Origin of the sequence: Aquimarina rhabdastrellae (genome assembly GCA_947387485.1) — a bacterium.
Classification (GTDB): Bacteria; Bacteroidota; Bacteroidia; order Flavobacteriales; family Flavobacteriaceae; genus Aquimarina.
In genome coordinates this window covers 109,837-135,397 of sequence record CANDNT010000012.1, presented here as the reverse complement: position 1 = coordinate 135,397, position 25,561 = coordinate 109,837, and the positions used below count along the sequence as shown (strand labels likewise).

The 25,561-nt window shown below is 33.3% G+C and carries 21 protein-coding genes, 1 tRNA gene and 1 riboswitch; of the genes, 14 read left to right on the top strand and 8 right to left on the bottom strand.

Translation table 11 applies throughout. The annotated features are described in order from the left end of the window. Positions 1 to 315: 315 nt before the first annotated feature. A tRNA-Arg gene (locus ACYEKI_RS16355) sits at positions 316 to 389 on the top strand. Between the two features lie 196 nt (positions 390 to 585). On the opposite strand, the gene ACYEKI_RS16350 is transcribed toward ACYEKI_RS16355, so the two are convergent. Further along, positions 586 to 1,008 carry a winged helix-turn-helix transcriptional regulator gene (locus ACYEKI_RS16350; RefSeq protein WP_459212278.1) on the bottom strand — a complete coding sequence of 141 codons (423 nt, stop codon included), beginning with the start codon at positions 1,006 to 1,008 and terminating at the stop codon, positions 586 to 588. 82 nt (positions 1,009 to 1,090) lie between these two features. Here ACYEKI_RS16350 and ACYEKI_RS16345 point away from each other — a divergent pair, with 82 nt between their 5' ends. Further along, positions 1,091 to 2,107, top strand: coding sequence for an NAD-dependent epimerase/dehydratase family protein (locus ACYEKI_RS16345; protein ID WP_459212277.1), 1,017 nt, complete (start codon positions 1,091 to 1,093; stop codon positions 2,105 to 2,107). A 127-nt stretch (positions 2,108 to 2,234) separates the two neighbouring features. Here ACYEKI_RS16345 and ACYEKI_RS16340 read toward each other — a convergent pair whose 3' ends face one another. Further along, complete coding sequence (locus tag ACYEKI_RS16340) at positions 2,235 to 2,753, bottom strand: hypothetical protein (protein ID WP_459212276.1); 519 nt, start codon at positions 2,751 to 2,753, stop codon at positions 2,235 to 2,237. An 802-nt stretch (positions 2,754 to 3,555) separates the two neighbouring features. On the opposite strand from ACYEKI_RS16340, the gene lodA reads away from it, so the two are divergent. Together lodA and lodB are read left to right on the top strand one after the other, a co-directional pair. Next, entirely contained in the window at positions 3,556 to 5,772 is a 2,217-nt protein-coding gene (gene lodA, locus ACYEKI_RS16335; protein WP_459212275.1) for a CTQ-dependent lysine 6-oxidase LodA, read from the top strand. Beyond that, positions 5,772 to 6,887 (top strand): lysine-epsilon-oxidase maturase LodB, encoded by a 1,116-nt coding sequence (lodB, locus tag ACYEKI_RS16330; RefSeq protein WP_459212274.1) that lies wholly within the window; start codon positions 5,772 to 5,774, stop codon positions 6,885 to 6,887. Before lodA ends, lodB begins: the two co-directional genes overlap by 1 nt. Positions 6,888 to 7,017: 130 nt before the next feature. Here lodB and ACYEKI_RS16325 read toward each other — a convergent pair whose 3' ends face one another. Genes ACYEKI_RS16325 through ACYEKI_RS16315 form a run of 3 tightly spaced genes read right to left on the bottom strand, consistent with a single transcriptional unit; the run spans position 7,018 to position 8,484 of the window. Beyond that, positions 7,018 to 7,413, bottom strand: coding sequence for a hypothetical protein (locus ACYEKI_RS16325; protein WP_459212273.1), 396 nt, complete (start codon positions 7,411 to 7,413; stop codon positions 7,018 to 7,020). A 25-nt stretch (positions 7,414 to 7,438) separates the two neighbouring features. Further along, complete coding sequence (locus ACYEKI_RS16320) at positions 7,439 to 7,843, bottom strand: hypothetical protein (protein ID WP_459212272.1); 405 nt, start codon at positions 7,841 to 7,843, stop codon at positions 7,439 to 7,441. 8 nt (positions 7,844 to 7,851) lie between these two features. Then, entirely contained in the window at positions 7,852 to 8,484 is a 633-nt protein-coding gene (locus ACYEKI_RS16315) for a hypothetical protein (protein WP_459212271.1), read from the bottom strand. Positions 8,485 to 8,584: 100 nt separating this feature from the next. On the opposite strand from ACYEKI_RS16315, the gene ACYEKI_RS16310 reads away from it, so the two are divergent. The 10 genes from ACYEKI_RS16310 to ACYEKI_RS16265 all read left to right on the top strand — a co-directional run bounded on the left by ACYEKI_RS16310 (position 8,585) and on the right by ACYEKI_RS16265 (position 18,807). Continuing rightward, positions 8,585 to 8,836: a type II toxin-antitoxin system ParD family antitoxin gene (locus ACYEKI_RS16310; RefSeq protein ID WP_459212279.1), complete on the top strand. Its 252-nt coding sequence runs from the start codon at positions 8,585 to 8,587 to the stop codon at positions 8,834 to 8,836. A 147-nt stretch (positions 8,837 to 8,983) separates the two neighbouring features. Then, a complete protein-coding gene (locus ACYEKI_RS16305) occupies positions 8,984 to 10,462 on the top strand; it encodes a cobyric acid synthase (RefSeq protein WP_459212270.1) in 1,479 nt (492 codons plus the stop codon). Between the two features lie 2 nt (positions 10,463 to 10,464). Then, entirely contained in the window at positions 10,465 to 11,490 is a 1,026-nt protein-coding gene (locus ACYEKI_RS16300; protein ID WP_459212269.1) for a pyridoxal phosphate-dependent aminotransferase, read from the top strand. Beyond that, positions 11,478 to 12,401, top strand: coding sequence for an adenosylcobinamide-phosphate synthase CbiB (gene cbiB / locus ACYEKI_RS16295; RefSeq protein ID WP_459212268.1), 924 nt, complete (start codon positions 11,478 to 11,480; stop codon positions 12,399 to 12,401). The genes ACYEKI_RS16300 and cbiB overlap by 13 nt, the downstream gene beginning before the upstream one ends. Beyond that, positions 12,398 to 12,931 carry an AAA family ATPase gene (locus tag ACYEKI_RS16290; protein WP_459212267.1) on the top strand — a complete coding sequence of 178 codons (534 nt, stop codon included), beginning with the start codon at positions 12,398 to 12,400 and terminating at the stop codon, positions 12,929 to 12,931. Before cbiB ends, ACYEKI_RS16290 begins: the two co-directional genes overlap by 4 nt. Before the next feature lie 7 nt (positions 12,932 to 12,938). Further along, a riboswitch (cobalamin riboswitch) is annotated at positions 12,939 to 13,130 on the top strand. An 85-nt stretch (positions 13,131 to 13,215) separates the two neighbouring features. Next, positions 13,216 to 15,468, top strand: coding sequence for a TonB-dependent receptor (locus tag ACYEKI_RS16285; RefSeq protein ID WP_459212266.1), 2,253 nt, complete (start codon positions 13,216 to 13,218; stop codon positions 15,466 to 15,468). A 3-nt stretch (positions 15,469 to 15,471) separates the two neighbouring features. Next, positions 15,472 to 16,299, top strand: coding sequence for a (2Fe-2S) ferredoxin domain-containing protein (locus ACYEKI_RS16280; protein ID WP_459212265.1), 828 nt, complete (start codon positions 15,472 to 15,474; stop codon positions 16,297 to 16,299). Between the two features lie 7 nt (positions 16,300 to 16,306). Further along, positions 16,307 to 17,122: an NAD(P)-binding domain-containing protein gene (locus ACYEKI_RS16275; RefSeq protein WP_459212264.1), complete on the top strand. Its 816-nt coding sequence runs from the start codon at positions 16,307 to 16,309 to the stop codon at positions 17,120 to 17,122. Position 17,123: 1 nt separating this feature from the next. Next, positions 17,124 to 17,846 carry a uroporphyrinogen-III C-methyltransferase gene (gene cobA, locus ACYEKI_RS16270; RefSeq protein ID WP_459212263.1) on the top strand — a complete coding sequence of 241 codons (723 nt, stop codon included), beginning with the start codon at positions 17,124 to 17,126 and terminating at the stop codon, positions 17,844 to 17,846. 16 nt (positions 17,847 to 17,862) lie between these two features. Then, positions 17,863 to 18,807 (top strand): sirohydrochlorin chelatase, encoded by a 945-nt coding sequence (locus ACYEKI_RS16265; RefSeq protein WP_459212262.1) that lies wholly within the window; start codon positions 17,863 to 17,865, stop codon positions 18,805 to 18,807. Between the two features lie 2 nt (positions 18,808 to 18,809). Here the strand turns inward: ACYEKI_RS16265 and cobN are convergent, their stop codons facing one another. Genes cobN through ACYEKI_RS16250 form a run of 3 tightly spaced genes read right to left on the bottom strand, consistent with a single transcriptional unit; the run spans position 18,810 to position 25,561 of the window. Further along, the gene (gene cobN / locus ACYEKI_RS16260; RefSeq protein ID WP_459212261.1) at positions 18,810 to 22,556 is read right to left on the bottom strand and encodes a cobaltochelatase subunit CobN; all 3,747 of its coding nucleotides are present in this window, start codon (positions 22,554 to 22,556) and stop codon (positions 18,810 to 18,812) included. 32 nt (positions 22,557 to 22,588) lie between these two features. After that, positions 22,589 to 23,881: a cobyrinate a,c-diamide synthase gene (locus ACYEKI_RS16255; RefSeq protein ID WP_459212260.1), complete on the bottom strand. Its 1,293-nt coding sequence runs from the start codon at positions 23,879 to 23,881 to the stop codon at positions 22,589 to 22,591. 3 nt (positions 23,882 to 23,884) lie between these two features. Then, positions 23,885 to 25,561 (bottom strand): VWA domain-containing protein, encoded by a 1,677-nt coding sequence (locus ACYEKI_RS16250; protein ID WP_459212259.1) that lies wholly within the window; start codon positions 25,559 to 25,561, stop codon positions 23,885 to 23,887.

The following is a 25,561-nucleotide window of genomic DNA, read 5'->3' as shown; positions in this document are numbered from 1 at the left end:
TCAATACATCAATAAGTTTCTATTTCAAAGAAATATCAACAATCTTAAAATTAATATTGCCTAAATGCACCACGGGTTAAATTAATACTAGTATGATTTTTAAACCAATAGTTAAACAGTTAATTTTCAATTATTCTATAAATATGATAACCAATAGAAATCTATAAAACAAAATGAATCGAAAAAAATAATCGAAAAAAACTCTTGATATACTTGCAGAAATCTAGATGAGTTGTATATTTGCCGCGCTGAATGCACTCAAACATTGAGTGAATAGCAAACTAGAGAATTGTCTCTCTATGAATAAAATTTAATGGTCGCGTAGCTCAGCTGGATAGAGCATCTGCCTTCTAAGCAGACGGTCACAGGTTCGAATCCTGTCGCGATCACAAAGCAAAACCTACTGATTTTCAGTAGGTTTCTTTGTTTTTAGGCTATCCTTAAATTATACTATTTTTCTCCCCCCGAAAACTCCCTGATTTTTTTGTATTTATGAGTTCGTTTTAGTTAATTTTCAAATTATTTAAGATTTCTATATTGGATATTCGTTATTCGACATTCTTTTATCAGTCTATCAAAAGATTTCTACTCAAACCTATTTCTATAATTTTCCATAATTTTTTTAAACGACTCTTCTTTATTCATTTCAACATATTCTAATTCCTTATTTAAATTCAAATACGGATGAACATCTTGAATATTATGCTTACTCCATAATGTCAACTCAATAAGAATAGGCGTCAACGAAAGCCCTTTTTCTGTCAATATATATACATTGGTCTTCTTATTTCCTGGAAGCTTTTCTTTTTTGACAACATCAAACTCTTCTAGCATTTTCAATCTTGATGACAAAATGTTTGTTGCTATAGCTTCTGTACTTTCTACAAAATCTTTAAATGTGCTTTTTCCTTCAAAAAGCATCTGCTTTATAATGACTAAAGACCATTTATCGCCAATAATATCTAAGGCTGATGTGATAGGACAGTTACAACGAAAAGTAGTTTTCATAAAAATATTTAAAATTATTACTTGCAAATTAAAAGTAAAACAATAACTTTACTTGCAAAACAAAAGTAATTCATTTGTAGGTATGAAAAAAGTATTATTAACTGGTATTTCTGGATTTATTGGGCAACACTGTGCTGTAGAATTGTTAAAAAATGGCTATTCGGTTAAAGGTTCATTACGAAATTTATCTAAAGTAGACGCTATTACCAAAGCTATCCAAAAGGAGATTACTCCTAATGGAAATTTAGAATTTTGTCAATTAGACTTACTAAAGGATGATGGTTGGGAGCAAGCTATGAAAGATTGTGATTTTGTTATGCATGTGGCTTCTCCTTTCATTTCGAAAATTCCAAAAGATGAAAACGAATTGATAAAACCTGCCGTTGAAGGTACATTAAGAGTCTTAACAGCTGCAAAGAAAACAGGAATCAAACGAGTAGTACTAACTTCTTCTATGGTTGCCATGTTAGGAGATATTGTAGGAGATAAAAATATCAATCACAATAGCTGGACAAATATTAATGCTAAAAATGCTACTGCTTATCTAAAAAGTAAAACTCTTGCAGAAAAACGTGCTTGGAAATTTATAAACGATCAAAACGATGAAGAGAAACTCGAATTAGTAACCATTCATCCTGGTCCAGTATATGGACCTACATTATCCAATAACTTGTCAGGAGAATCTATGACAACTTTTAAAAATATACTTCTCGGTAAAATTCCTAGAATGCTAAAAGCTCGTATCAATATGTCTGATGTGAGAGATGTTGCAAAAATACATGTCATGGCATTAGAAAATAAATCTGCAAATGGTAAACGTTTTATCGTAGCTTCAGAAAGAGCTTATGCATACCAAGAATTAACAACAACACTAAGGTATAACGGTTATGAAAAAGTTAGTTCAAAAGTAGCTCCTAATTTTATGATAAAACTCTTAGCCAATTTTAATAATGAAATGAAAGGGATGTTACCTTATGTAGGTAAAACATATTCTGGAGACATTAGCGATACCATAAAAACTTTTAATTGGAAACCTATTGCTTTTGAAAAAATGGTTTTGGATACTGCAAAATCAATAGAAAATGTTTTAAATGGGTAAATCCACACATAATATTAATATTTAACAAACTAAAAATTACAAGCAATTAGTTTCTCAGAATATTTTACAGAAAACAAACTCATTTAAGAGTTTGTTTTCTTTTATACTTTATTCTATAGTTATTATTTTATTTATTCAGTACTTCTAGTAATTTTTCTTTATTACTACATATTGGAGTTATTATATTTTCTTTTTCAAAAGCAATAATATCTAATTCAAATTTCCCAATATCTTCACTCGATTGATAATCTGGATAAGTTCCAGTCCATTTTATATGAATACTTTTATCTTCATTTAATGTAAAATCAATTGTTAAGTTATTAATGGGTTCGCCATCTCTAACACTTAACATCGTAAACAATTGTGAATCTGTCCATCCTTTTTTTATTTCTATTCTAAAATTATCTAACTCATTCAATTTATTAATTTTGATAGGATAATTAGATAACATAATTTCAAGACTATCTTCAAAAAGTTCTAGAGGTTCATTTAAAACACTAATCTTTCTGAAATAAATCTTAAGAATATTAATTTCTTCTGAAATATTTTCTAATTCTATTTCACCTGAAATAACTGGACGATAGATATATTCTTCAACTTCTTCTGAATCTTCATCTATTTCCCAAAACTTAACATATTGTTTCATTGTATTAAAATTGTCACTATAATTATAATAGCTAAAATAGTATTTTATTGATATTTATCTCTTTAACTATATCTAATATATACCCTTGAATAATGGTTATAATGAATGCTAGCGGTAAATTAAAAATCCAACTGAGTCTTACTGTAGCATTCCACTCATAATCAGATTTATAATTTTCAGGACAACATTTTATATTCCATAAAAATTTTGAATTGAAATAAATGTATAGATAGCTTTTTTTTCATTATTCTATCAAAAAGCACAATCAAACAAGTTAAAACTATTGGAATTAAACCTAAGTAAATATGAGTTTTACCTAATAATTCTATATAAATCATATTAATTCTTAATACAAACGACATTACTGTCAATACAATACTTATTAATAGTCCTGAAAACATCCCAAAACACTTAATATCAATTATTTATTTTTCTCATTAATAACTATACCTTTTTATCTATATTCTTTTGCTATACGCATTCGTATTCATCTATAATTTTCGACAAGAACTCCATAAAACATATTATAATCCTATAAAATCACGTATAACTACCCATATATAGAAAATCAACATAAAGTAACTTGCTCTTAACAAAAAAGCTAATTATCAGATAATTATAATCATTATATTGTAAGAGAATAATTGTAATCATTAGTACATTTTGACTTTGCTTTTGGGGTAGCACAAATCAATCTGTATTAAAAAAGATTATTATCGAGTAAAACTAACAAGTTTCACATCTATAATCGCTACTCGGGATACTATAAAAAACATATAGTTAAACCTTTAAATCAAACATAATGAATTTAAAAATTAGTCCTTCAGTAGGAGTAGCAAGATTAGGTAATAGTCAAAAACAATTTTGTCTTTCTCCTGACACAATCGGTGGGCTTCCTTTTGAAGCAGATCAATTTGGAAACAAATTGGGACCTGTTAAAAATTTTAAAGACGATGAAAGTCAAGTAAGACGACAAGGACAAGTCTTTAAAATAGTAGACGAAAACGGGAATGAAATAACTATAGATTCGCCTAATATTGAGTCCATGGAATGGACTGTACACTTAGCGAATAAAAAAGCTGCTTGGTATCAATTTAGTGAATTAAAAGGAAACCTTTTATTCGGTCCTGAAAACAGTTATGAAAATCAAGATGTAGACCTAAGGAATCCTTCTGTTAAAGACGAAGCCAGACAAGCTTTAATCGTTGATCCAGGACCTAGAACGGTCTCAGGTGCTAAACAAAGTATCAGTTTTGATAAAAACAATGTTCCCAATGGCTATCCAGCTCAATTTCCTTCTGATTACGTATTTGAAAAAAACGGAACTCTAAGACTTAGAACACCAGACGATCCTAAAGGTGTTAAATACGGAACTGAAATATTAACCTTAGGGGATTTAAAAACAGATGATGATGGACGTCTTATAGTTTTAGGTGGATATGGTCATGCAGGAGGTGATGAACCTTTAACAAGTTACGGTGGTTCTAATACTTGGCACGATGATATTTCTGATGGTCCTGTGTATTGCACTATTACGTTCAAAGACAATACAGAACCTATTACTTTGAATGCTTGGGTGATTGTTGGTTCTCCAGATTTCGCTCCAGAAATAGTCAATATCTCTAATTTAAGTGACACTATGTTTGACGTAGGTGTAAGATGTTTCAATCTCGTTCCAGAAATGTGTAAAGATGGGCAATTTGATAAATCATACAAGGTAAATTATCAAAGAGATATTTTACCTATTGTAAAACGTTTTGCTGCATACCAATGGGTTGCCAATGTACAATCTATGATGACATTTTCAGCCAACGTATTCGACCTATCCGATCCCAGTGATGATAATAAAGCGAATAGACAAAACTATTTTGCATATTTCAGGCGTCCAAATGATAAATCAGATACATCTTCAAATCAACCACAATCTGAATTATTTAAAAAAGATGGAGATAACATGTTTCCAATGATGCCTCTAAACTCAGGTAGCAATTCTGTAAGTAATGTAAATATCGTAAAGTTTTTAGCTTTGAACGACACACAATATTTTATGCTTGAACAATGGGCTAATGGTGATTTTGAAAACAACACAGATTACCAACCGTTTACCATAAGTAAAGAAGATCAAGCGAGTGTAGGGAATTGTGTAGGATTGCCAATGTGTCCCGGTATAGAAGTTACTTGGAGTTTACAAAACCCCAATATTTATGAAACCTCCTATATTATTGCAGATCAAAAAGGTCTAGGAGGTTATAATAAAACAGGATTGACACCTTCAAGGGATGAAACTGAAGGAGGAGGTTGCCAACCAGGTGATTTAACCAAAAGAATGGCATGTCCATGGCAAGCAGATTTCTTTCAATGTACCGTACAGCCTGTGAATTTTACAAATCCAGATTTCAATAAAGCTAATGTTACAACTATAGATACAGTAAGAACAACAACAAATAAAACGTGGACAAATCCAGATGAAAAATCATTACACGAGATTGTTCAATCTAAAACTGAAGAAAATACTAGAATCTATGAAAATTCTCATAAAGAACCACTACCACCTACCTATTATTCATATTGGTGGCCACCTCAAAGTCCATGGGATGTGCTAAATGGTGAAACTACTCTAGAAGGACAAATGCATTCTCATTTACCATCTGGACAACAAGTAAATTATGCTCGTGGTATCAATAGTTTTGTTCAAATGGTAGAACACTGGTCTGCTATGGCTTTTATAAGAAATGTAAATTCGCAAGATAAAGGATTTCCTTACTTCACAGAAACTGAACGTACCCATGAACTTTTTTCATTTAAAGAATTAGGCATTGGACAAGTAACTGGTAATGATGCAGACAACGAAACAACTGTACCTATTTTTTATATTGACGAAGATTTAAAGAGCATCGGAGAAAAAAGCGAAAAAGCTAGAAAATTAGTCGCTTTTCTTGAACGACGTACTTTCAAAAAAATTAAAATTAGTAGTGAAGGACTTGGATTACCACGTTCTGGTACAAGAATGAGACGCTAATGATAACAACTATGCAACAAACTGATGTACTTATTGTAGGTGGAGGCCCAAGCGGAGCCTCTGCCGCATTAAGCTTATTAAATTATTCTACATGTGATGTAACTATTGTTGAACAATCAGACTTTAGTCAAACACGAGTTGGCGAACATGTTTCTTCTAGCATCTTTGATTTGATTCATTATTTACAACTAAATAAAAGTGACTTTGAAAAAGATAGTTTTATTCCCTCTTTTGCAAGCAAAACTTATTGGGGTAGTGATGAAGTTAGTACAACCAATGCTATATTCACTACTGATGAAGCTACTTTCCAGATGGATCGAGAAAAATTTGACTTCAAATTAATCGAAGTAGCAGCAAAAAGAGGTGCTACTATTTACCCAAGAACAAAATGCGTAGCATATACCCAATTAGAAGATAAGACTTGGCAAGTTTCCTTGACTCACCCTTCTGAAGGTAAATTTATCATCAAAGCCAATTATTTAGTGGATGCTACTGGTAGAGAAAGTAATGTATGCAGAAAAGTAAACGTTCCTTCTAAAAAAATCGATAGTTTAATGGGTATTGGGCTATTTCTAGAACTTGGAAATAACTCCAAAAAATTTGAACAAACATTAGAATCCGTAGAGTTAGGATGGTGGTATGCTGCTTGTCTTCCTAATAACAAAATGGTTATGACTCTTTTTACAGATGCTGATATCATCTCAGAGCATAAATTACATCAGCTTGAGTCATGGAATCAGATATTACAAAAGAGTAAACATATCAAACATTTGATTCATGACGCACGGGCGCTTTCTGATAAATTATGGGTTAGAAATGCGCAAACTCAACTCTGTGATCCTAGGTCTATAGAACGCTTTGTAGCTATCGGAGACGCTGCGGTGTCTTTTGATCCTATTTCTTCTATGGGAATTGGTTTTTCTATAAGTTCAGCTTGTTTTGCAGCCAAACATATCGCTAACGAACTTGAAGAAAATAGGTCTACGATTGATGTATTACAAGAGGATATCATACAAAACTTCAATCACTATCTTAAAATTAGAGCTGAATATTATCAAATGGAAAAAAGATGGCCTTCTTCTAAATTTTGGCAACGAAGAGCTTCTTTTAATTAAATAGATATCAAAAAGCAGTGTTAATTATGGTTTATACTGCTTTTTGATGTTTTCTATGTTAACATTTTATGTCTATAACTAAGATATTCATAAAGTTTATAGGTGTAATTTGGGCACGAATCTTCGTTTATTAATTACCATTCATTCTCTTCTTAAATTCCTCTAAGGAAATTTCTCTTAATTCATAAAGCATCATTGAATAATATGGTTCTAAACTTTCTCCAATACGTAATTTATCAAGCTTATCAAGTAACATATCAAAATTCGGAGCTTCTTTAAATTTTGAGGCTCTCTTTAAAGCTGCGAAACGTACATTCAAATCTCTATCGAATAATATTGCGTAATATATTAAATAAAAAAAGTTAGGATTTCCTTTATTACCTAGATACATTATATCTCCCATCCTCTCTTCAGCTGTTCTACCACAAAATTTCTTAATAGATTCTTTTCCTTGATCTGATAATTTAAATCCTATTGTATCAAAGTCAATTTCAATAGTTTTCTTTTTAAATAGTTTCTTAAACATTAGATGTTATTATTGATTGATACTTCTATTCTGAGACATATTTTTCAAAATACCATCCTATTTCTTTTAAATCATTCCATGTAATGGTATCAACAAATTTAGCTTCTTCTTTTATTTCTTCAAGACCAATTTCATTGATCAAAATTTCAACCCCATTATAAAGATCTATAAAATCTGGTATTTTATCATAATCTTCTTGATTTTTGCATTGAATACCTATTGCAGGATATTGATTCCCCAAAAAGTCACCGTATCGTATAAGTCCATATGTTGTCCCATTAGGAAAAGTATTAAAGTACGAAGGTAGTTCTCTTCTTAATACCTCTAGGCATTTCATCGTAAAATCATCACAAAGATCTAATTCATCATAAAAAGATGGTTCTATTACAAGAAAACTCTTTATTTCATTATTAACTTCTATTATCCACATTTTTGATTTTATTTATTATAGTATCTCTCTATTTTCTCTTTTCCATATATTTCTCTATCTTTTTCGTTCCATTTATGTATGTTTTCTGAATAATAATTATTCAGTTTATTAGATGAATATTTAGTGATATCATCATCTAATTCATCACCTAAATAACTCCAAACATAATATTTATCAATTTCAGTCAATCGTTCTAATAATTCTATTTCTTCGTTTTTTGACATTTTTTTATGCCATATAAATTCAAACACTCCTTCAACAAGTTTCTGTTCTATATTTATATTTTTTTCCTCTTTTATTTGTTGAATCATTTGTTCGACTCCATCCTTTAAAACCTCTAAATCAAAATCTGTCACCTCTATCTCAATAAAATCACAAAGTAATAATGATACAACCTCTCTTGTTTTTATCTCAAAAGATCTAATATCTCTTATCAATCGTTTAAATAAAATAGTTTTAGATATTTCTTCTTCAAAATGAAGTTTTTCTTCAGTTAATTGTTCAATTCTAATTTCATTATCAAAAGAAACAATATATTTATCTAGACTTTGATTTATAACTTGAGAATTCAGCTTAAAAACAATACCTGTTTTACTAGAATCTATTAGTTTTACTTTATATCCAATAAACGTATCTTTCACTTAATTACTATGTTTTTAATTTATTCAAAATGGTTTATAAACATATAATAATTCATTCAGACTTATCTATAAAACTCTTATAACTTTATAAAAAGAAACAATCATTAAAAATACATCTATAGCTCTTGGAGATTATTTTGATCAATTTGTAAAAAGCCAAATATTTACTGGGCGATATAAAAATGTTAGTGAAGTAATTAGAGCTGGTCTTCGTCTTTTAGAAAATGAAGAAAGTAAAACCCTTGCTTTGAGAAATGCTATTCAGGAAGGACTTGTTAGCCCAACTGTCGAAAATTTTGATTTCGATGCAAATCTTACAAATTTAAAAGCTCTGAAAAGAAAAAATAGCTGAGATTATATATCAATAATACTCTATTAGATTAACAAATCTACTTCCACCAAAAAACAAATTAAATTCAATCTCCTACCCCTTTTTACAAGCGACTTATTTTTCACTTTATAGTTTTACTGTATTTTAGCATCACTATTCAACACCGCTATGGCACAAAAACTAAATCCTATTATGTTTGTGGGTACTGGCTCAGATGTAGGTAAAAGCCTTATTGTTACTGGTATCTGTAGAATTCTAAAACAATTAGGACATACACCCGCTCCATTTAAGGCACAAAACATGTCTCTCAATAGTTATGTAACCAAAGATGGATTAGAGCTTGGTCGTGCTCAGGCTGTACAAGCCGAAGCTGCTGGTATTGATTGTACTACCGAAATGAATCCTGTATTGCTAAAACCTTCTGGGCAACATAAATCGCAGGTGATTTTACATGGTAAGCCTATAGGAGATCAGACGGCTAAATCTTATTTTTTAGGCAATAATAAACAACATCTTTTTAAAGAAGTTCAAATAGCTTTCCATAAATTATCTCAACAATTCAATCCCATTGTTCTAGAAGGAGCCGGAAGTATTAGCGAACTTAATCTTAAACATAGAGATATCGTTAATATGCGTATGGCCAAAGCTGCCAAGGCTCATGTGTATCTCATTGCTGATATCGACAGAGGTGGTGTATTTGCTAGTGTTTATGGTAGCATTGCCTTACTTGATGATGACGAACGTAAACTCATAAAGGGTGTTATTATTAATAAGTTTAGAGGTGATATTTCTTTATTTGAAGAAGGAAAAAAATTATTGGAATCACTTACCAATGTTCCTGTACTAGGGGTTGTACCTTACGCAAAGGACATCTATATAGAAGAAGAAGATTCTTTAGGTTTGGAAAAGAAAAACACTTCTAGTAGTACAAACAAAGTAAATATAGCTGTTGTACTATTACCTTTTATTTCCAATTTTACCGATTTTAATAACTTAGAAAAGGATGATCGTGTTCATTTATTTTACACACGTTCAGCTTCCGAATTGAAAAAAGCAGATGTAATCATCATCCCGGGAAGTAAGAATACAATAGCTGATTTGCAATTTTTACGAGATGCACAGTTAGCCGAAGTCATCCTTCAATCTCATGCAACTGGTACTTTTGTGATCGGAATTTGTGGTGGTTTTCAGATTTTAGGTACTTCTATTGCTGATCCTGCTCATGTAGAAAATGAAATTCACAGCATTCCGGGATTGGGAGTGATTCCTGCGCATACAGTATTAGCCACCAAAAAAACCACTAAACAATGTGATTTTCAGTTTCAACACTATGAGACTACATGTTCTGGTTATGAGATCCATATGGGAATTACTACTTTTGATCACCCTAATTACTTAAACACTACTAGTAATGGTCAAGAAGGCTATAGTGCCCAAAATTGTTGGGGAACCTATATGCATGGTATTTTTGACAATGCTGTTGTGATAGACGAATTGCTTTCGCATTTTGATATCGATAACACAACAGAAACTTTCGATTATCAAGCTTATAAAGAAGAAAATTATAATAAATTGGCGGCACATTTAAAACAACATATCGATATAGAAACTATTCTAAACGATATGACAACTTCTGTTACAGCATAATTATGAGTATTGATTACGGTCATGGTGACGACCTTTACAGGTATAAAGATATTAAGATTCGAGCAAACTTTAGCTCTAATGTTTGGTATGAAGGAACTCCGCAAAGGTTATTAGATCATTTACAACAACAATTATCCACGATCGAGAGTTATCCTGCACCTAGTGCCGAAACCTTAGTTCAACAAATCGCCACACACCATCATTTATTACCTAATTCGGCTATAGTGACTAATGGCGCTACAGAGGCTTTTTATTTAATTGCTCACGCATTTCAGAATAGTTCAGTCACCATTTGCACTCCTACTTTTTCTGAATATGAATTGGCATCAAAAGTTCATAATCTTGATATTACTTATGTTAACAGAGCAGTTGTTACACAACACCATTTCGATACACCTTTAGCTTTTATTTGTAATCCTAATAATCCAGATGGATTTGAAAATACTGTTGAAGAATTAAGTAAACTCGTTCGCTCCTATCCTGAAACTTGTTTTGTGATCGATGAAGCTTATATTGATTTTACTCCTTCTGATATTTCTGCTCTTTCATTAGTCCAAAAGTTTAAGAATGTTATTATCGTTAAATCACTTACCAAAGTCTTTTGCATTCCTGGGCTACGATTAGGGTATCTATTAGCACATCTCGAAACTATTTCGACTCTAGTAACATACAAAATACCTTGGAATGTCAATAGTTTAGCGTTACATGCAGGTTCCTATATCTTTGAGCATTATCAAGAGTTATTCCCAGATATGCAACAATGTTTTGAGCATACCTCCTTATTAAAACAACAACTTAATACATTAGATAGTTTTGAAGTCTTGCCATCTAATACCAATTATTTTTTGGTAAAACTGCAAAAACCTGAATCCAAAGCCTTAAAAGAATATTTAGTACGAGAACACCAGTTATTAATACGAGATGCCTCAAACTTTAGAACTTTGGATCAATATTATATCCGTATTGCTAGTCAATCACCAGAGAAAAATAATGCTCTTATCAAAGCTTTACAACAATGGAATTCTTAATCCCTGTACTTCCTTTAGTAACGGCTTATCTACTTGATCTGTTATTAGGTGATCCTCGATGGCTTCCCCATCCTATTCGTTTGTTTGGAAATTTAATCGCTTTGGGTGAACGAACATTAAATCATACAAAACATCGTTTCTTAAAAGGACTGCTATTAACATTACTTTTGGTAACAGCAACCTATGCATTCTTTTATCTTACTTTAGTAATTTTAAAACCTTATCCTATTCTGTCATTTCTTTTTGAAACACTATTTCTATTTTATGCGATAGCCAATAAAAGTCTGATTGAAGAAGGTCGCGCTGTTTTTACTGCGTTAAAAGAAGGAATTCCACAAGGAAGATCACGACTTTCTTGGATCGTAGGTAGAGATACTTCTCAACTTAATCCACAACAAATCAAAACAGCGGTATTTGAAACACTTTCAGAAAATTTAAGTGACGGAGTCATCGCTCCTTTATTCTTCTATATGATTTTGGGAGTACCAGGTGCTATGTTATACAAAATGGTGAATACCTTGGATTCTATGATAGGTTATAAAAATGATCGCTATTTTAATTTTGGGAAATTTGCAGCCAAATTGGACGATGTACTCAATTATATTCCTGCTAGAATCACTGCGGTATTAATGCTTTTAGTGAGTTTCAAACTTCATAAATTACCTTTAGTCTTTGTGCATGGAAAACGTCATTCGAGTCCCAATGCGGGTTATCCAGAAGCTGCGTTAGCTATGATACTCAATTGTCGATTTGGAGGTCCTAATTATTATCATGGAAAACTCGTAGACAAGCCATACATAGGTACTCATGATAGAGCCCTAAAAGATTCCGAAATCAAAAATGTAGCTACAATCAATCACCTTGTTACTTTGGTTTGGATATTTATCATAGCTTTGTTTCTTATTCTATGAGTTTACCTAAACGATATATTATTACTGGAGCCCCAAGCACTGGTAAAACTACCTTGATACAATCCTTATCTCAACAAGGATTTCATTGCAAAGAAGAAGTTTCTAGACGTGTTATTATAGCACAGCAACAGGTCAATGGAAATAAAACTCCTTGGGAAGATGTCTCAGGTTTTACGCAATTAGTGTATACACAAACTGTAAAAGAATTGGCTATAGATGATTCTCAAATAACCTTTGTAGATCGTGGTTTACCCGATAATATGGCGTATTTGAAGTTGCATAAAAAGGCAATACCAAATAACTTTCTTGATTTCAATTATAAAAAATACTATCACGATACGGTATTCCTACTTCCACTATGGAAAACTATTTATAAACAAGATCCACAACGTTTGCAAAGCTTTGAAGAAGCTAGAAAACTTCAAGATCTACTTCTTGAAACTTATCTTCAATTAGGTTTCAATATCAATCTTTTAGAAAAAGACACCGTGTCCAATAGAGTCTCTTATATTTTGAAGAATATAAAATAATCGCCTATATTCGCATCGCTTAAATGGTTTTTTGCTTGTGCAAAAATTAAAAGGGAATTTGGTGAAAGTCCAAAACTGTTCCCGCAACTGTAAGACTCATTTAAGGTTTCATACATTAAAAACCACTGTGGTAATAATCATGGGAAGGTATATGAAAACCGAGTTAAGTCAGGAGACCTGCCATTTAATGAATCATTTTATTAACTCTCGGGTAAAGAGTTAGAATATGGAGTTTTATGGGCTACCTTTTTCTATCCTTACCTGCTTAACATCATTTTTTATAAATGAAAAAATTGATTTTATGCAGTGTGTGGTTGATCATTTCTTTTATGAGTCAAGCACAAGATACTGTAACACTACAAGGTATCATACGAAACCTAAACACAGGAAATACAATTCCTACCGTCACCATTACCAATTCTAGTAATGCTCAAACTATCATTTCTGACGAAAGCGGTAAATTTAGTTTCAGTACAACACTTCCTACGGTTTTGACATTTTCGCGTTCTGGGTATTTCGAACATTCTCTGACTATCAGTTCGTATACAAAACCTATCGAAATTTCATTAGAAGAAAAAGCTACTGAGCTTTCCGAAATTGTGATCAGCGCAGATCATCAAGATGAAAATTTAGGTGCTAACAACGTTTCTAAAATCACCTTACAACTGAGTCCCATCAAAAGTGCTCATGACCTTTTAAAAACTGTCCCTGGACTATTTATAGCGCAACATGCAGGTGGTGGAAAAGCAGAACAAATTTTTTTAAGAGGTTTTGATAATGATCACGGAACTGATTTTGCCGTGAATGTAGATGACATTCCTGTGAATTTAAGTTCGCATGCTCATGGTCAAGGATACGCCGATTTGCATTTCTTGATTCCTGAAACCGTTAAGGATGCTAACTATTACAAAGGCCCTCACGAAGCTTCTCTAGGAAACTTTGCGGTTTCTGGAGCTGCTAATTATACTACAAAAAATCGCCTAAGTTCTAATCTAGTTAAGTTAGAATATGGTCAATATGATTTTATCAGAGCCTTGGCAATGATTTCTATTTTGGACGAAAAGAACTTTTTAACCAAAAATGATGAGAGTGCTTATATCGCTATAGAAGGTACTTTTAATAGAAGTTTCTTCGAGAGCGATCAAGATTTACGAAGATTAAACACCTTTACAAAATATGCTATCGATATCAATCAAACCAATACTTTGATTACTTCTGTATCTACTTTTCATAGTGATTGGAATGCTTCGGGGCAAATTCCGTTGAGAGCTGTAGAATCAGGGCTGATTGACAGGTTTGGAGCTATCGATGATCAAGAAGGTGGTGATACCGAAAGGATTCATATCAATACACAATTAACTTCTGAACTTTCAGAAAATACAACCTTAAAGAATCAATTGTATTATGTTTCTAATACATATAATCTGTTTTCAAACTTTACTTTCTTCCAAAACAATCCTGTAAACGGAGACATGATTCACCAGTATGAAGATCGAAATATCTTTGCATATAACGGTAGTATTGGAATGAAAGACTTTTTAGGAATTCCTAAAAGTAAAACTACTATTGGATGGACAATCCAACATCACGATAATACCATAGGACTTAATAACGCTATAGGAAGAGATTTATTAAGTGTTGTAAATATTTTTGACATCAAAGAAACGAGTTATAGTTTATATCTTAAAGAACGAATTAAAATTGCTCCTAAATTAACTGCCTTGGCTGGATTGCGTACAGATTATTTTACGTTTGATCAAAATGAAATTGTACCTAGTAATACGCGAAGCGATCGTGATGCGATCCAATGGAGCCCTAAATTGAGTTTGTTTTATGATATCAGTCCAAAAGTACAATTGTATGCAAAAGCCAGTTCTGGTTTCCATTCAAATTATACACAGGCAGCTGTAAGAAACAGCGCTGTAAATCCATTACCAAAAGCAACAGGATATGACCTTGGAACCGAATTTAAGATTGGTAAAAGTCTTGTAGGAAACATTACTGCTTGGTATTTACAAAGTGATGCCGAATTTGTGTTTGGTTCTGATGGTTTCGAATTTGAAGACAAAGGACGTTCAGAACGTATCGGTGGTGAAGCTTCTTTTAGATACCAACCACTTCCATATTTTTGGTTAGATACTGATCTTAATTATAGTTACGGAACTTTATTAGACGCTCCAGATAACGAAAATAAAATTCCGAGTGCACCTCGATTTAGTTCTACAGGTGGTGCTACAGTACGTCTAGAAAATGGTATTCGTGGTTCTTTACGTTACCGTTACCTAGGAGAACGTCCACTTATTGAGGATGAATCTGTAACTGCTCAAGATTATTTTATCATGGATGCAGTCATCAATTATAGAAAACCTTCTTATGAGATTGGTTTATCCATAGAAAACATTTTTGATCAAAAATGGAGAGAAGCTGTCTTCTATGATTCTTCTCAATTACAAGGAGAAGCAGCACCTGTAGATGATGTTCATTTTACACCAGGTACTCCTTTTTTAGCAAAACTAAGTTTCACTTATTTCTTTTAGACCATGGGAAAAGATCTTACTAAAATAAATACGACATTTGAATTTTGTGATGGTGGTTCTTGCAGAAAGGCTAAAAGCGAATTAGCAGTAAGAGAAGCTAGAGCATATCTAAGAAATGAACAGTTATGGGATACTACTCATAGCATTAGAACTCGTTGTAATGGTAGGTGCGAAGACGCACCTACTTGGATTGTTCAACCCGGAAATTATTGGTACAAAAATGTAACTCCTGAAAAGGCTGAAGAAATCGTTCATTCACATACTCAAAATGGTACTCCTCTACCCGAATATTTATTATTTCAGAAAGGTGATGAAGCTGTACGTTCTGATAACGAAAAAACGATAGCTCCAATAGTATTCAAAGAAAAAAACGATGTAGATTTTGGTCAAGCTTTAGTTGCCCGAGCATCCGCTTCAGATCAATATTTGTATCCTGTATTCAAGAAGTTATTCACTACTTTTTTCCCTTTTACCATAGATCATAAACATCAACTTATTCATATAGAGAACCATCATAAAGTTTCTTATGCAGATGCTTTTGATGTGGACATCATAGGAACAAACCTTGAGTTAAAACTTGCGATAGGACCAATTACTAAAGCTATCGAAAAAGAAGTTGATGCAGACGTTTTAGAACGAAAAGTTGGTGTTGCCGAGGTTATTTGGACCAAAGAAAATAGTACATTTGTTGGAGCTATTCGTCTAAAAAATAGAAAAGGAAAACACTTAATTACATTTTTAATTCCAAAAGACAATACAGCTCTTTGGGAATATATTCTTAGTGTTTACTTAGGTATGGACATAGCAAATCCTAGAATTGTCTTAAACTAACATACAATTGAAAAATAAACAAATTAGCATTATCGGTTCAGGTTGGTTAGGTACTCCCCTAGCGCAGCATTTTTTGTCTTTAGGTCACACTGTAAAAGCTTCTTCTACTTCTATAGAAAAGAAAGCAACTTTGACCGAACAAGGAATGGTACCTTATATCTTTAAACTAGGAGAAAAGACTGAAACCAGTCTTCTCCAAGATTTTTTGAAAGATAGTGAATGGTTAATCATCAATTTTCCACCGAAAAGGATTCCTGATATTGAGACTATTTATTCTGACCAGATCAAAGCTATTTTGCCTTATATCAATCCTACGCAAAAAGTACTCTTTGTTAGTTCTACTTCTGTGTATCAAAATACCAATGATTGGGTTACAGAAACATTAGCTCCGCAACCCGAAAAAGCATCTGGAAAAGCTGTTTTTGCTGTCGAAAATCTATTGAAAGCTACTTTACAAGATCGGTTAACAATTTTAAGATTTGCTGGTTTAATCGGATATGATAGACTTCCTGGAAGATTTTTGGCTAACAAAAAAAATGTAGCTAATGGTAAAGCACCTATCAATATCATACATAGAGATGACTGTATTGGATTGATTGATTGTATTGTTACTACAAATTGTACAGGAGTGGTGCTTAATGGTTGCGCAGACGAACATCCGCTAAGAGAAGTTTTTTACTCTTTAGCAGCTAAGCGCATACAAATGGAACCACCAACGTTTTTGGATTCAGATACTATTGCTTTTAAAAAAATTAGCAATACAAAGAGTAAAGAAGTATTGAAGTATACTTATAAATATCCTGATCCTTTAAAATTGATTTAATATGCATAGTATAGCCATCATAGGTGCTGGACCGGGTGATCCAGATTTATTAACCGTAAAAGCATATCAAAAAATACAAGAAGCCGATGTTATTTTGCATGACAACTTGGTTTCTGAGGCTATTCTATCTATTAATACATATGCAGAAAAGATTTATGTAGGTCGTAAGTTTGGAGACACTACAAATCAATTAGATCGCCAACAACGTATCAATGAATTACTTTATGCACACCAAAAACAAGGTAAGAAAGTAGTACGTTTAAAATCTGGTGATCCTTATATCTATGGTAGAGCTGCGGAAGAAGCACGTTATTTAACCGAAAAACAAGCCAACTTCGAAGTGATCCCAGGAATATCTGCTGCAATTGCTGCTGCTAATATTTATAATATTCCTATTACAGAACGGCATCATTCTAATGCTATGCTCATCTGTACAGCTCATACTGCCGATTATTCTTTTGAACAACTCAACGGTATTGCTCATATGCTCAAAGCAGGAAATACCATTGCTATCTATATGGGCTTAAAAAGTCTATATAAAATTGTTCCTAAACTACTTGAAGTGTGTAATGATAAGAATATTCCCGTGAATGCAATTTCTAATGTATCAAGAGAACAACAACAAATCGTTACAGCAACATTAGGAACTATCGAACAAAAAATTGCGGCTAGTGATCTGCCTATGCCTGTTGTTTTTATTATTGGAGCTACTCCAATTCAATAATGCTTAAACTAAAAAAATGAAAGAAGGAATTTTACTTTGTGGACACGGAACTAGAAGAGCGGCTGGTGTCGCTGCTTTTAAAGAATTAGTTCGTATTCTTAAAGCTCGCTATGAAGATAGTTATGAAGTTGACTATGGTTTTTTAGAATTTAATCATCCTACTTATGAAGCTGCTGTAGAACGTATGTACTTAAATGGTGTACGAAAAATATATGCGCTTCCTGTGATTCTTTTTGCAGGTTCTCACGCAAAAAATGATATTCCGTATGAACTCAATACCTTACAAACCTACCATGAGGATCTAAGTATTAATATGGGAAAACATATTGGGGTAAGTTCATTTTTATTGGATTTAGCGGTAAAGCGTATTGAAGAAACTGAATTAAAGCACGGTTTTTCTAAAAAAGATCGCAAAGAAACTTGTTTAGTTGTTGTAGGGAGGGGAACCACTGATCCAGATGCTAATAGTGATGTGGCTAAACTCACTAGCATGCTATGGGAAGGATTAGGATTTGGCTTTGCAACTACTGGATATAGCGGAACAGCCTATCCTAATGTACAAGAATGTTTATCTATGACCCATAAATTAGGTTTTAAACGTACTATTGTCATTCCGTTTTTCTTCTTTACTGGAGTATTGCTAGAACGTATCTACAAACAAGTAGCTGATATGGATACAAGCGTACAAAGTGAGTATATCTATACCGATCCTTTTGGAGCAGATGAACTGATTTTAAAAGCTTTTGACGAACGTCTAGATGAAGCTAAAAATGGAACCGCTCATATGAATTGTCAATTGTGCAAATACAGAAAACAAGTTGTTGGTTTTGAACAAGACATGGGTAAAGAACAAATTGGTCACCACCTCAACGTTAAAGGTATCTTATTTGAAGAAGACGAAAAACCTGGCGAAGTAACCAATTCTGTTGGTAAAAAAATTAAGAAGTTATTGGGGTTGTAGTATTACTCTACAATCCCCTCTCCTTCTAAATATAATGCTTCTAGTTTTTCTTTAATTTCTTGACTTGGTGACGCCCACATTCCACGCTGAATAGCTTCTAACAATCGTTCACTCATATCTTTTAATGCCCAAGGATTGTGTTCTTTGATAAACTCTTTATTCTTAGCTTCTAATAAATAACTTTCTGTAATTCCTTCATACATAAAATCATCTACCAGATTCGTTGTCGCATCATAGGCAAATAAATAATCTAGAGTCGCCGCCATTTCAAAAGCTCCCTTGTAGCCATGTCGTTGTACTCCTGCTATCCATTTAGGATTGATCACTCTAGAACGGTACACTTTTAGCAATTCTTCTTTTAAGGTTTTTACTTTAGGTGTTTCTGGTCGAGAATGGTCTCCAAAATAAATCGAAGGCTCTTTTTCACTTACCGTTTGTACTGCATTGGCTAATCCTCCTTGGAATTGGTAATAATCATCACTATCTAAAATATCGTGTTCTCTATTATCTTGATTTTGCATGACGATTTGCATGGCTTTTAATCGAAATTGAAAGGACTCATGGGCAGAGATTCCTTCTTTTGAACTTCCATAAGCATATCCACTCCAATTCATATAAACCTTGGCTAGATCTTCTCGTGTCTTCCAATTCTTTTCATCAATTACACCTTGTAATCCAGCTCCATACGCTCCAGGTTTTGAACCAAAAACACGATATAAAGCTCTTTGTTCACTTTCATTTTCTGACAATCCTTTTTTCTTCCAAGCTTCTTGTTCTTTTAAAAAACGCTTTCGAATAGGATTGTCTTCTAAAGGCTCGTCTAACTGTGTTACTTTTTTAACAGCTGCATTAAACAAATTGATCACATCTGGGAAAGCATCTCTAAAAAAACCTGAAATTCTTAAGGTAACATCAACTCTTGGTCTTCCTAAAGATACAATCGGAATGATTTCAAAATCAGTTACACGTCTATTCACATTTTTCCAAATAGGTCGCACTCCCATCAATGCCAAGGTTTGGGCTATATCATCACCTCCTGTTCGCATCGTAGCAGTTCCCCATACTGAGATCCCAATAGTTTCAGGATAGTCTCCTTCTTCTTGCAAATAGCGTTCGATGATCAAATTAGCACTTTTCTCTCCGAGTCTATACGCAATTTCGGTCGGAATGGTACGTACATCAACTGAATAAAAATTTCTACCTGTTGGTAATAAATCTCTTCTTCCTCTAGTAGGTGCACCCGATGGTCCTGAAGGTACATAAGCTCCATTCAACCCTTCTATGATATAATGAAGTTCGTCTGTAGTATGTTGAACCGCTATCAAAGTTTTATCCTTAATTTCTTTTAAGACTTTATTCCCATAACTATATGTTGTGTCTAGAGTATCTTCTTTTAGATAACGTATAAGTAAAGTTTTACTTAATCCTTCTAAAGCAGCTACAACCTGTCCTACGTTTTTACATATATTTTCGCCTATAGTTACCACTAAAGGTTCTGTATAGTCTAATTGCAAAATATCATCTTCTATCCCAAAATCTTTGGCAAATGCCTGTGTGATTCCTAAACTTTGATAGTTCCCTGATCGGTGTAATGCTATCAATAAATCAATCAACTGTTCTTCTACTGGTGGCGTTCCAAAAATATGCAGTCCATCTCTGATTTGTGCTTCTTTAAGTTCACATAAATATCCATCAAGTTTTACCAATAACTCATCTACATCATCCGACTGAATCCCTAAATCAACATTCAATTGCGTTTCTTTAACTAAATCAGCAATTTCTTTTTCAAGAATTCTACTTCGTTTAGGATCTAAATTAGAAGCTTCATAATATTCATCTACCAGATTTTCTAAAGTCAATAAACTACCGTGATTTTCGGCTCTGGTCATTGGCGGAATCAAATGATCGATAATAATCGCTTGATTTCTTCTCTTTGCCTGCGTTCCTTCTCCTGGATCATTAATAATAAAAGGATAAAAATGAGGTAATGCACCAAAAACAGCCGCCGGAAAACAAGAGGCATTGTCTAGAGAAACACTTTTACCAGGTAACCATTCTAGATTTCCGTGTTTTCCTAAATGAATTACTGCATCTGCATCATAGCTATCTTGTAACCAGAAATAATAAGCTAAATATTGATAGGTAGGCGGTAAATCTGGTGAATGGTAAATTGCTTGTGGATCTTGATTGTATCCTCTAGAAGGTTGGATACTTACAAATACATTTCCTAATAAAAAACCTGGAAAAATATATCCTGTTCCATTATAAAATGGATCTTCTTCAGGCTGTCCCCATTGTTCTCTTATTTTTTCTCGTAGTTCTGGTGATAAGGCTGCTAATTTTTTCGCGAAAGCTTCTTTATCATACGCAATACTATGTGGTCGCGTTTGTGTTGTATCAATAGCATTGGTTGTTAATTGTGTTAACCAATGCATTAAGGCAGTTCCGCTTTCTGGTAATTGCGATCCTAAATCATAACCTTCTTCTTGTAATTTATGAAGTAACACAATACAGCTTTCTGGAGTATCCAATCCTACTCCATTTGCCAATCGGCTGTCTTTATTAGGATAGTTAGGTAGAATCACGGCTACCTTTTTCTCTTTATTTTCTTTTCGCTGTAGCTTTACCCAATTTTCTGCCATTTCTGACATGAATTCGCAAGCAGGTTGATAGGCTTCATATTTGATAATCGCACTATCGGTCAACGGATCTTTACTGATTTCCTTTTTGAAGGAAACTGCTCTTCCTATGATACGTCCATCAATTTCGGGCAAGGCAATATTCATGGCAATATCTGTAGGCGGAAGTCCAAACATTCCTTCTTCCCATACTGTTTTATTACTCGTCGAAAATATTGTTTGTAATACAGGAATGTTTAAATTCTCAAAGATAAAATCGGAATCTTCTGTAGATTTAATTGTAAATCCAGTCGTGTTAAGCAATACATCAATCTTTCGCGTCCCATCATTGGTCATTAATTTTTCTAATTGCTGTAATACGCCTTGCTCTCTTAAGTTATTCGCAAAAACAACAATTGCATTGATATTACGTTTTTCTAGATTTTCGCTAAGTACATGTATCGGCTCTAAATTATCTGCTAAATAATGAGCTCTATATGCTAAGATTACCGCATTTGCTTTTGAAGTATCTAGAGTGGAACTTAATTCTTCCTGACTTATAATTCCTAAACCTCCTTTGTATAAAAACAGTACTTCCAAACTTTTAGGTGGAGTCACAGTAACAGGTAATTCAAAAAAGTTTTTATATAGGTATTGCAGTAAAGCAATGGTATTGTCTTTTCCACCTTGTTGAAGATATTGTCTACACTGATGTACTACTTCAATCGTTTCTGTAGATCGACTCATCAATTCGTAATCAGGCTCGTGCGCCGGAATAAAGAGCAATACACAATCGGTTTCTTCTTGTAATGCTATAAGCGTTTCTATAAGGTATTTGTAATAATTCATACCTCCTAGCAGGCTACATACAATCACTTTGGCTTTCTCTAAAACATCTTCGGCATAGGTATCTATTGTCAATTCTTGTTTTAGGTACACCAAATTGGTCATCCTCAAACTGGGTAATTCATACGTAGCTTCTTCATGAAGTGTTTTATAAGCTTCATTCATCGTATGAATTTCGGTATCGCTTGCACTTAAAAAAACGATATCTCCAGGTTCTTGTTCTATATAAAAAACGCCGTCGTCATTAGGATTCCAACCTCCCGGTATGGTAGCGATTAAATGCATAGTCTTTTCTTTTTCTGCTTATTTTTATTTTTTTAGTGCTTTTCTAACCACTTGAAATTTCCTGCTCCCCAATACAAATGGATATAACTTGCTAGCACTTTTTTATAGGTATAAAATCGCGTATCTATCTCCTTGTTTCTCGCTGTATATACTTTTGCATCGGTATGCGCTGCTTCATTATGTTGTATAGACGAGTAATGAAATTCGTGCCCCCATAGTTGCTCTGTATCCATACTAATTCTTCTATAGCCCAAATGTAATCTTTTGTTTTCCATAGAGGTTTGATACGGAAAAATACTGACCATAGGGAATGTTACTCCGTTTTCGTCTGTAATCGAATTTCCTAAATACATCATTCCACCACATTCGGCTAAGATTTTGCCTCCATTATCCGCATGTGCTTTAATGGCTGCTTTCATTTTTGTGTTGCCACTTAATTGTTCCAAATACAATTCAGGATAACCACCTGCCAAATAGATAAAATCTGCTTCGGGTAGTTCTTCATCATGCAACGGACTAAAAAAGAGGACTTCTCCTAAGGTTTTTAGATATGCTAAATTCTGTGTATAGGTAAATGAAAAGGCTTCGTCTTTGGCAATAGCAATTCGATACGTGTTTATTATAGTACTTTTAAGCTTAGTAATTGCTTTTTCTTCAACTTGTTTTCCTAATTTCAAGAGTTCTTCTATAGCAATATGCTCACTTATATGAGCAGCTGCTTTTTCGATCACTTCTTCAAAAGAAGCATCTATATGCAAGCCCAGATGTCTTGATGGAATCGCTATGTCGTCATTAGGCGGAATATATCCTAAGCTTTTTAGACCTACTTGTTCGCAAGCTTCCTTGAGAAAAGCATAATGCGATACTGTTCGTACAAAATTGAAGAGTACTCCTGCTATTTTGACTTTAGGATCAAAATTTTTCAATCCAGCCAAAATCGGCGCAATACTATATGCCATCGATTGCGCATTCACTACCAAAATTACTGGAATGTCTAGTATTTTTGCAATTTCGGCAGAACTTCCTTTATCTTTTACAGCGCCATCAAACAAGCCCATCACACCTTCTACAATACATATATCAGCTTTGTTTTGATAGGTATAGAATGTTTCTTTTAAATGGGTTTCGGACATCATGATACTGTCCAAATTGATACTGGGATTTCCAGCGGCAGTACTGTGATGTATCGTATCTATATAATCGGGTCCACATTTAAAAGATTGTACTGTATATCCTTTATTTTTTAGATAGCGAATTAGTCCTAAAGTAACTGTCGTTTTTCCTGAATTACTCCATGGAGCTCCTATTAAAAAAGATGTCGACATATTTTATGCGTTTAAGGAGGAGAGCGAAAGGTATTTTAGTTGTAATACCTCAGACATTTTCTTTGCTCTGCCTAATTTTACAAAACCACTTTCGGTATCTATGACTGTGGTATTTGATAATCCTGATAAATATTTCTTATAGGTTTCTATAGCTTCTGCAAAAGGATTTTTTCCTCCTACATTGGCTTTACCATCTGTAAAAACAAACAATTGCACCGTCTTTTTATTAATCGATTTTAATAATTCAAAAACCTTAAAAAAAGCATTGGTTAAGTTTGTTTTCCCTTGTGTTTTCAGCTGATAGCTTATCTCTGACAACTGCTCGATATTAGTTGTAAACGGCTGAATGATTTTTGCTTGTGTACCTTCTAATCCCACAATAGCATATTGTATTTTCTTTAATGGATTTGCTTTTAAGGTCTTTAATACAATTCCTTTTAGATAGCCCATTTGTTTTCCTATTGCCATGGAGGCACTAGTATCTATCAAAAATACGATACGCATCATCGTTTTTGTTGATTGGTATTGATATACAGGTGTAATTTTATCTGTGATAAGATACTGCTTTATAGTTTTAAAAATAGCTATAGATTTTTCTTGATTGGTAGGTATTGCTTCTTTGACGATACCTTTGATCTCTGCTACATCTATTTTTTGTTGCTTGCTACTTTCACTATTAAATTTTAAAGCACCACGTATGTTTTCTGGCAACTGAAACTTACTATTAGAACCATTGTTTGCTTCGCTTTCATTTTGCTGAGCATCATTCTCGTTTTCAGTATTGGGTTCTTCATTATGCTGATCCTCATTATCAGATGGTGGTGTATAATTCTTTGCTCTATGTTGTAATACAAAAGGTGCTATATATGCTACTATTGCTGTAGTTACTATACGTTCTCCCAGATATGCTGCATATGCTCTAGCTGTTTTGAGCAACAAAATATCTGCTCTCATTCCCTCAACTTCATTCTCAATCGTCAATTGTGCGCAATATTCCTTTACCTCATCGGGAATTTGGATCACATTTAAAGTCTTTCTTGCTTGTGCTATAGTCTCTTTTAATTCCTTTTCTGATGTTTCAAAAACTGTGTAAAAAGAATCTTGATCGGTATCAAAACTAAGTCGTTGACTCGCTATCTGTTTACGTGTTGCTACTTCCTTTGGCGTTTGTATAATCACATTAAGTCCAAATCTATCTAATAGCTGTGGACGTAAAGCACCTTCTTCAGGATTCATCGTTCCTACTAAACAAAAACGACTATCAAGCCATTGAGAGATACCTTCCCTCTCTAGATAATAGCCTCCAGAAGCTGAAGCATCTAATAAGACATCCATTAAATAATCATTCAATAGGTTGACCTCATCTATATACAAAAACCCTTGATGCGCCTTGGCTAACAATCCTTTTTCTACAATAGCTTTTTGTTCTTTGATCAGTGCTTCTAGATTGACACTTCCCAATACCCTATCTTCTGTAGCACCTATAGGTAAGTTAACAAAAGGAGTACTTGTTCCCATTAACTGACTCAACGCTCTTACCGTTGTTGTTTTTCCTGTTCCTTTGTCTCCTGTTGCCAAAACGCCACCAATACTGGGATCAATAGTATTGAGTATCAAGCATAATTTAAAATCATCTTGACCAACAATTGCTGTAAATGGAAAGTTTATTTTGTGTTGCAT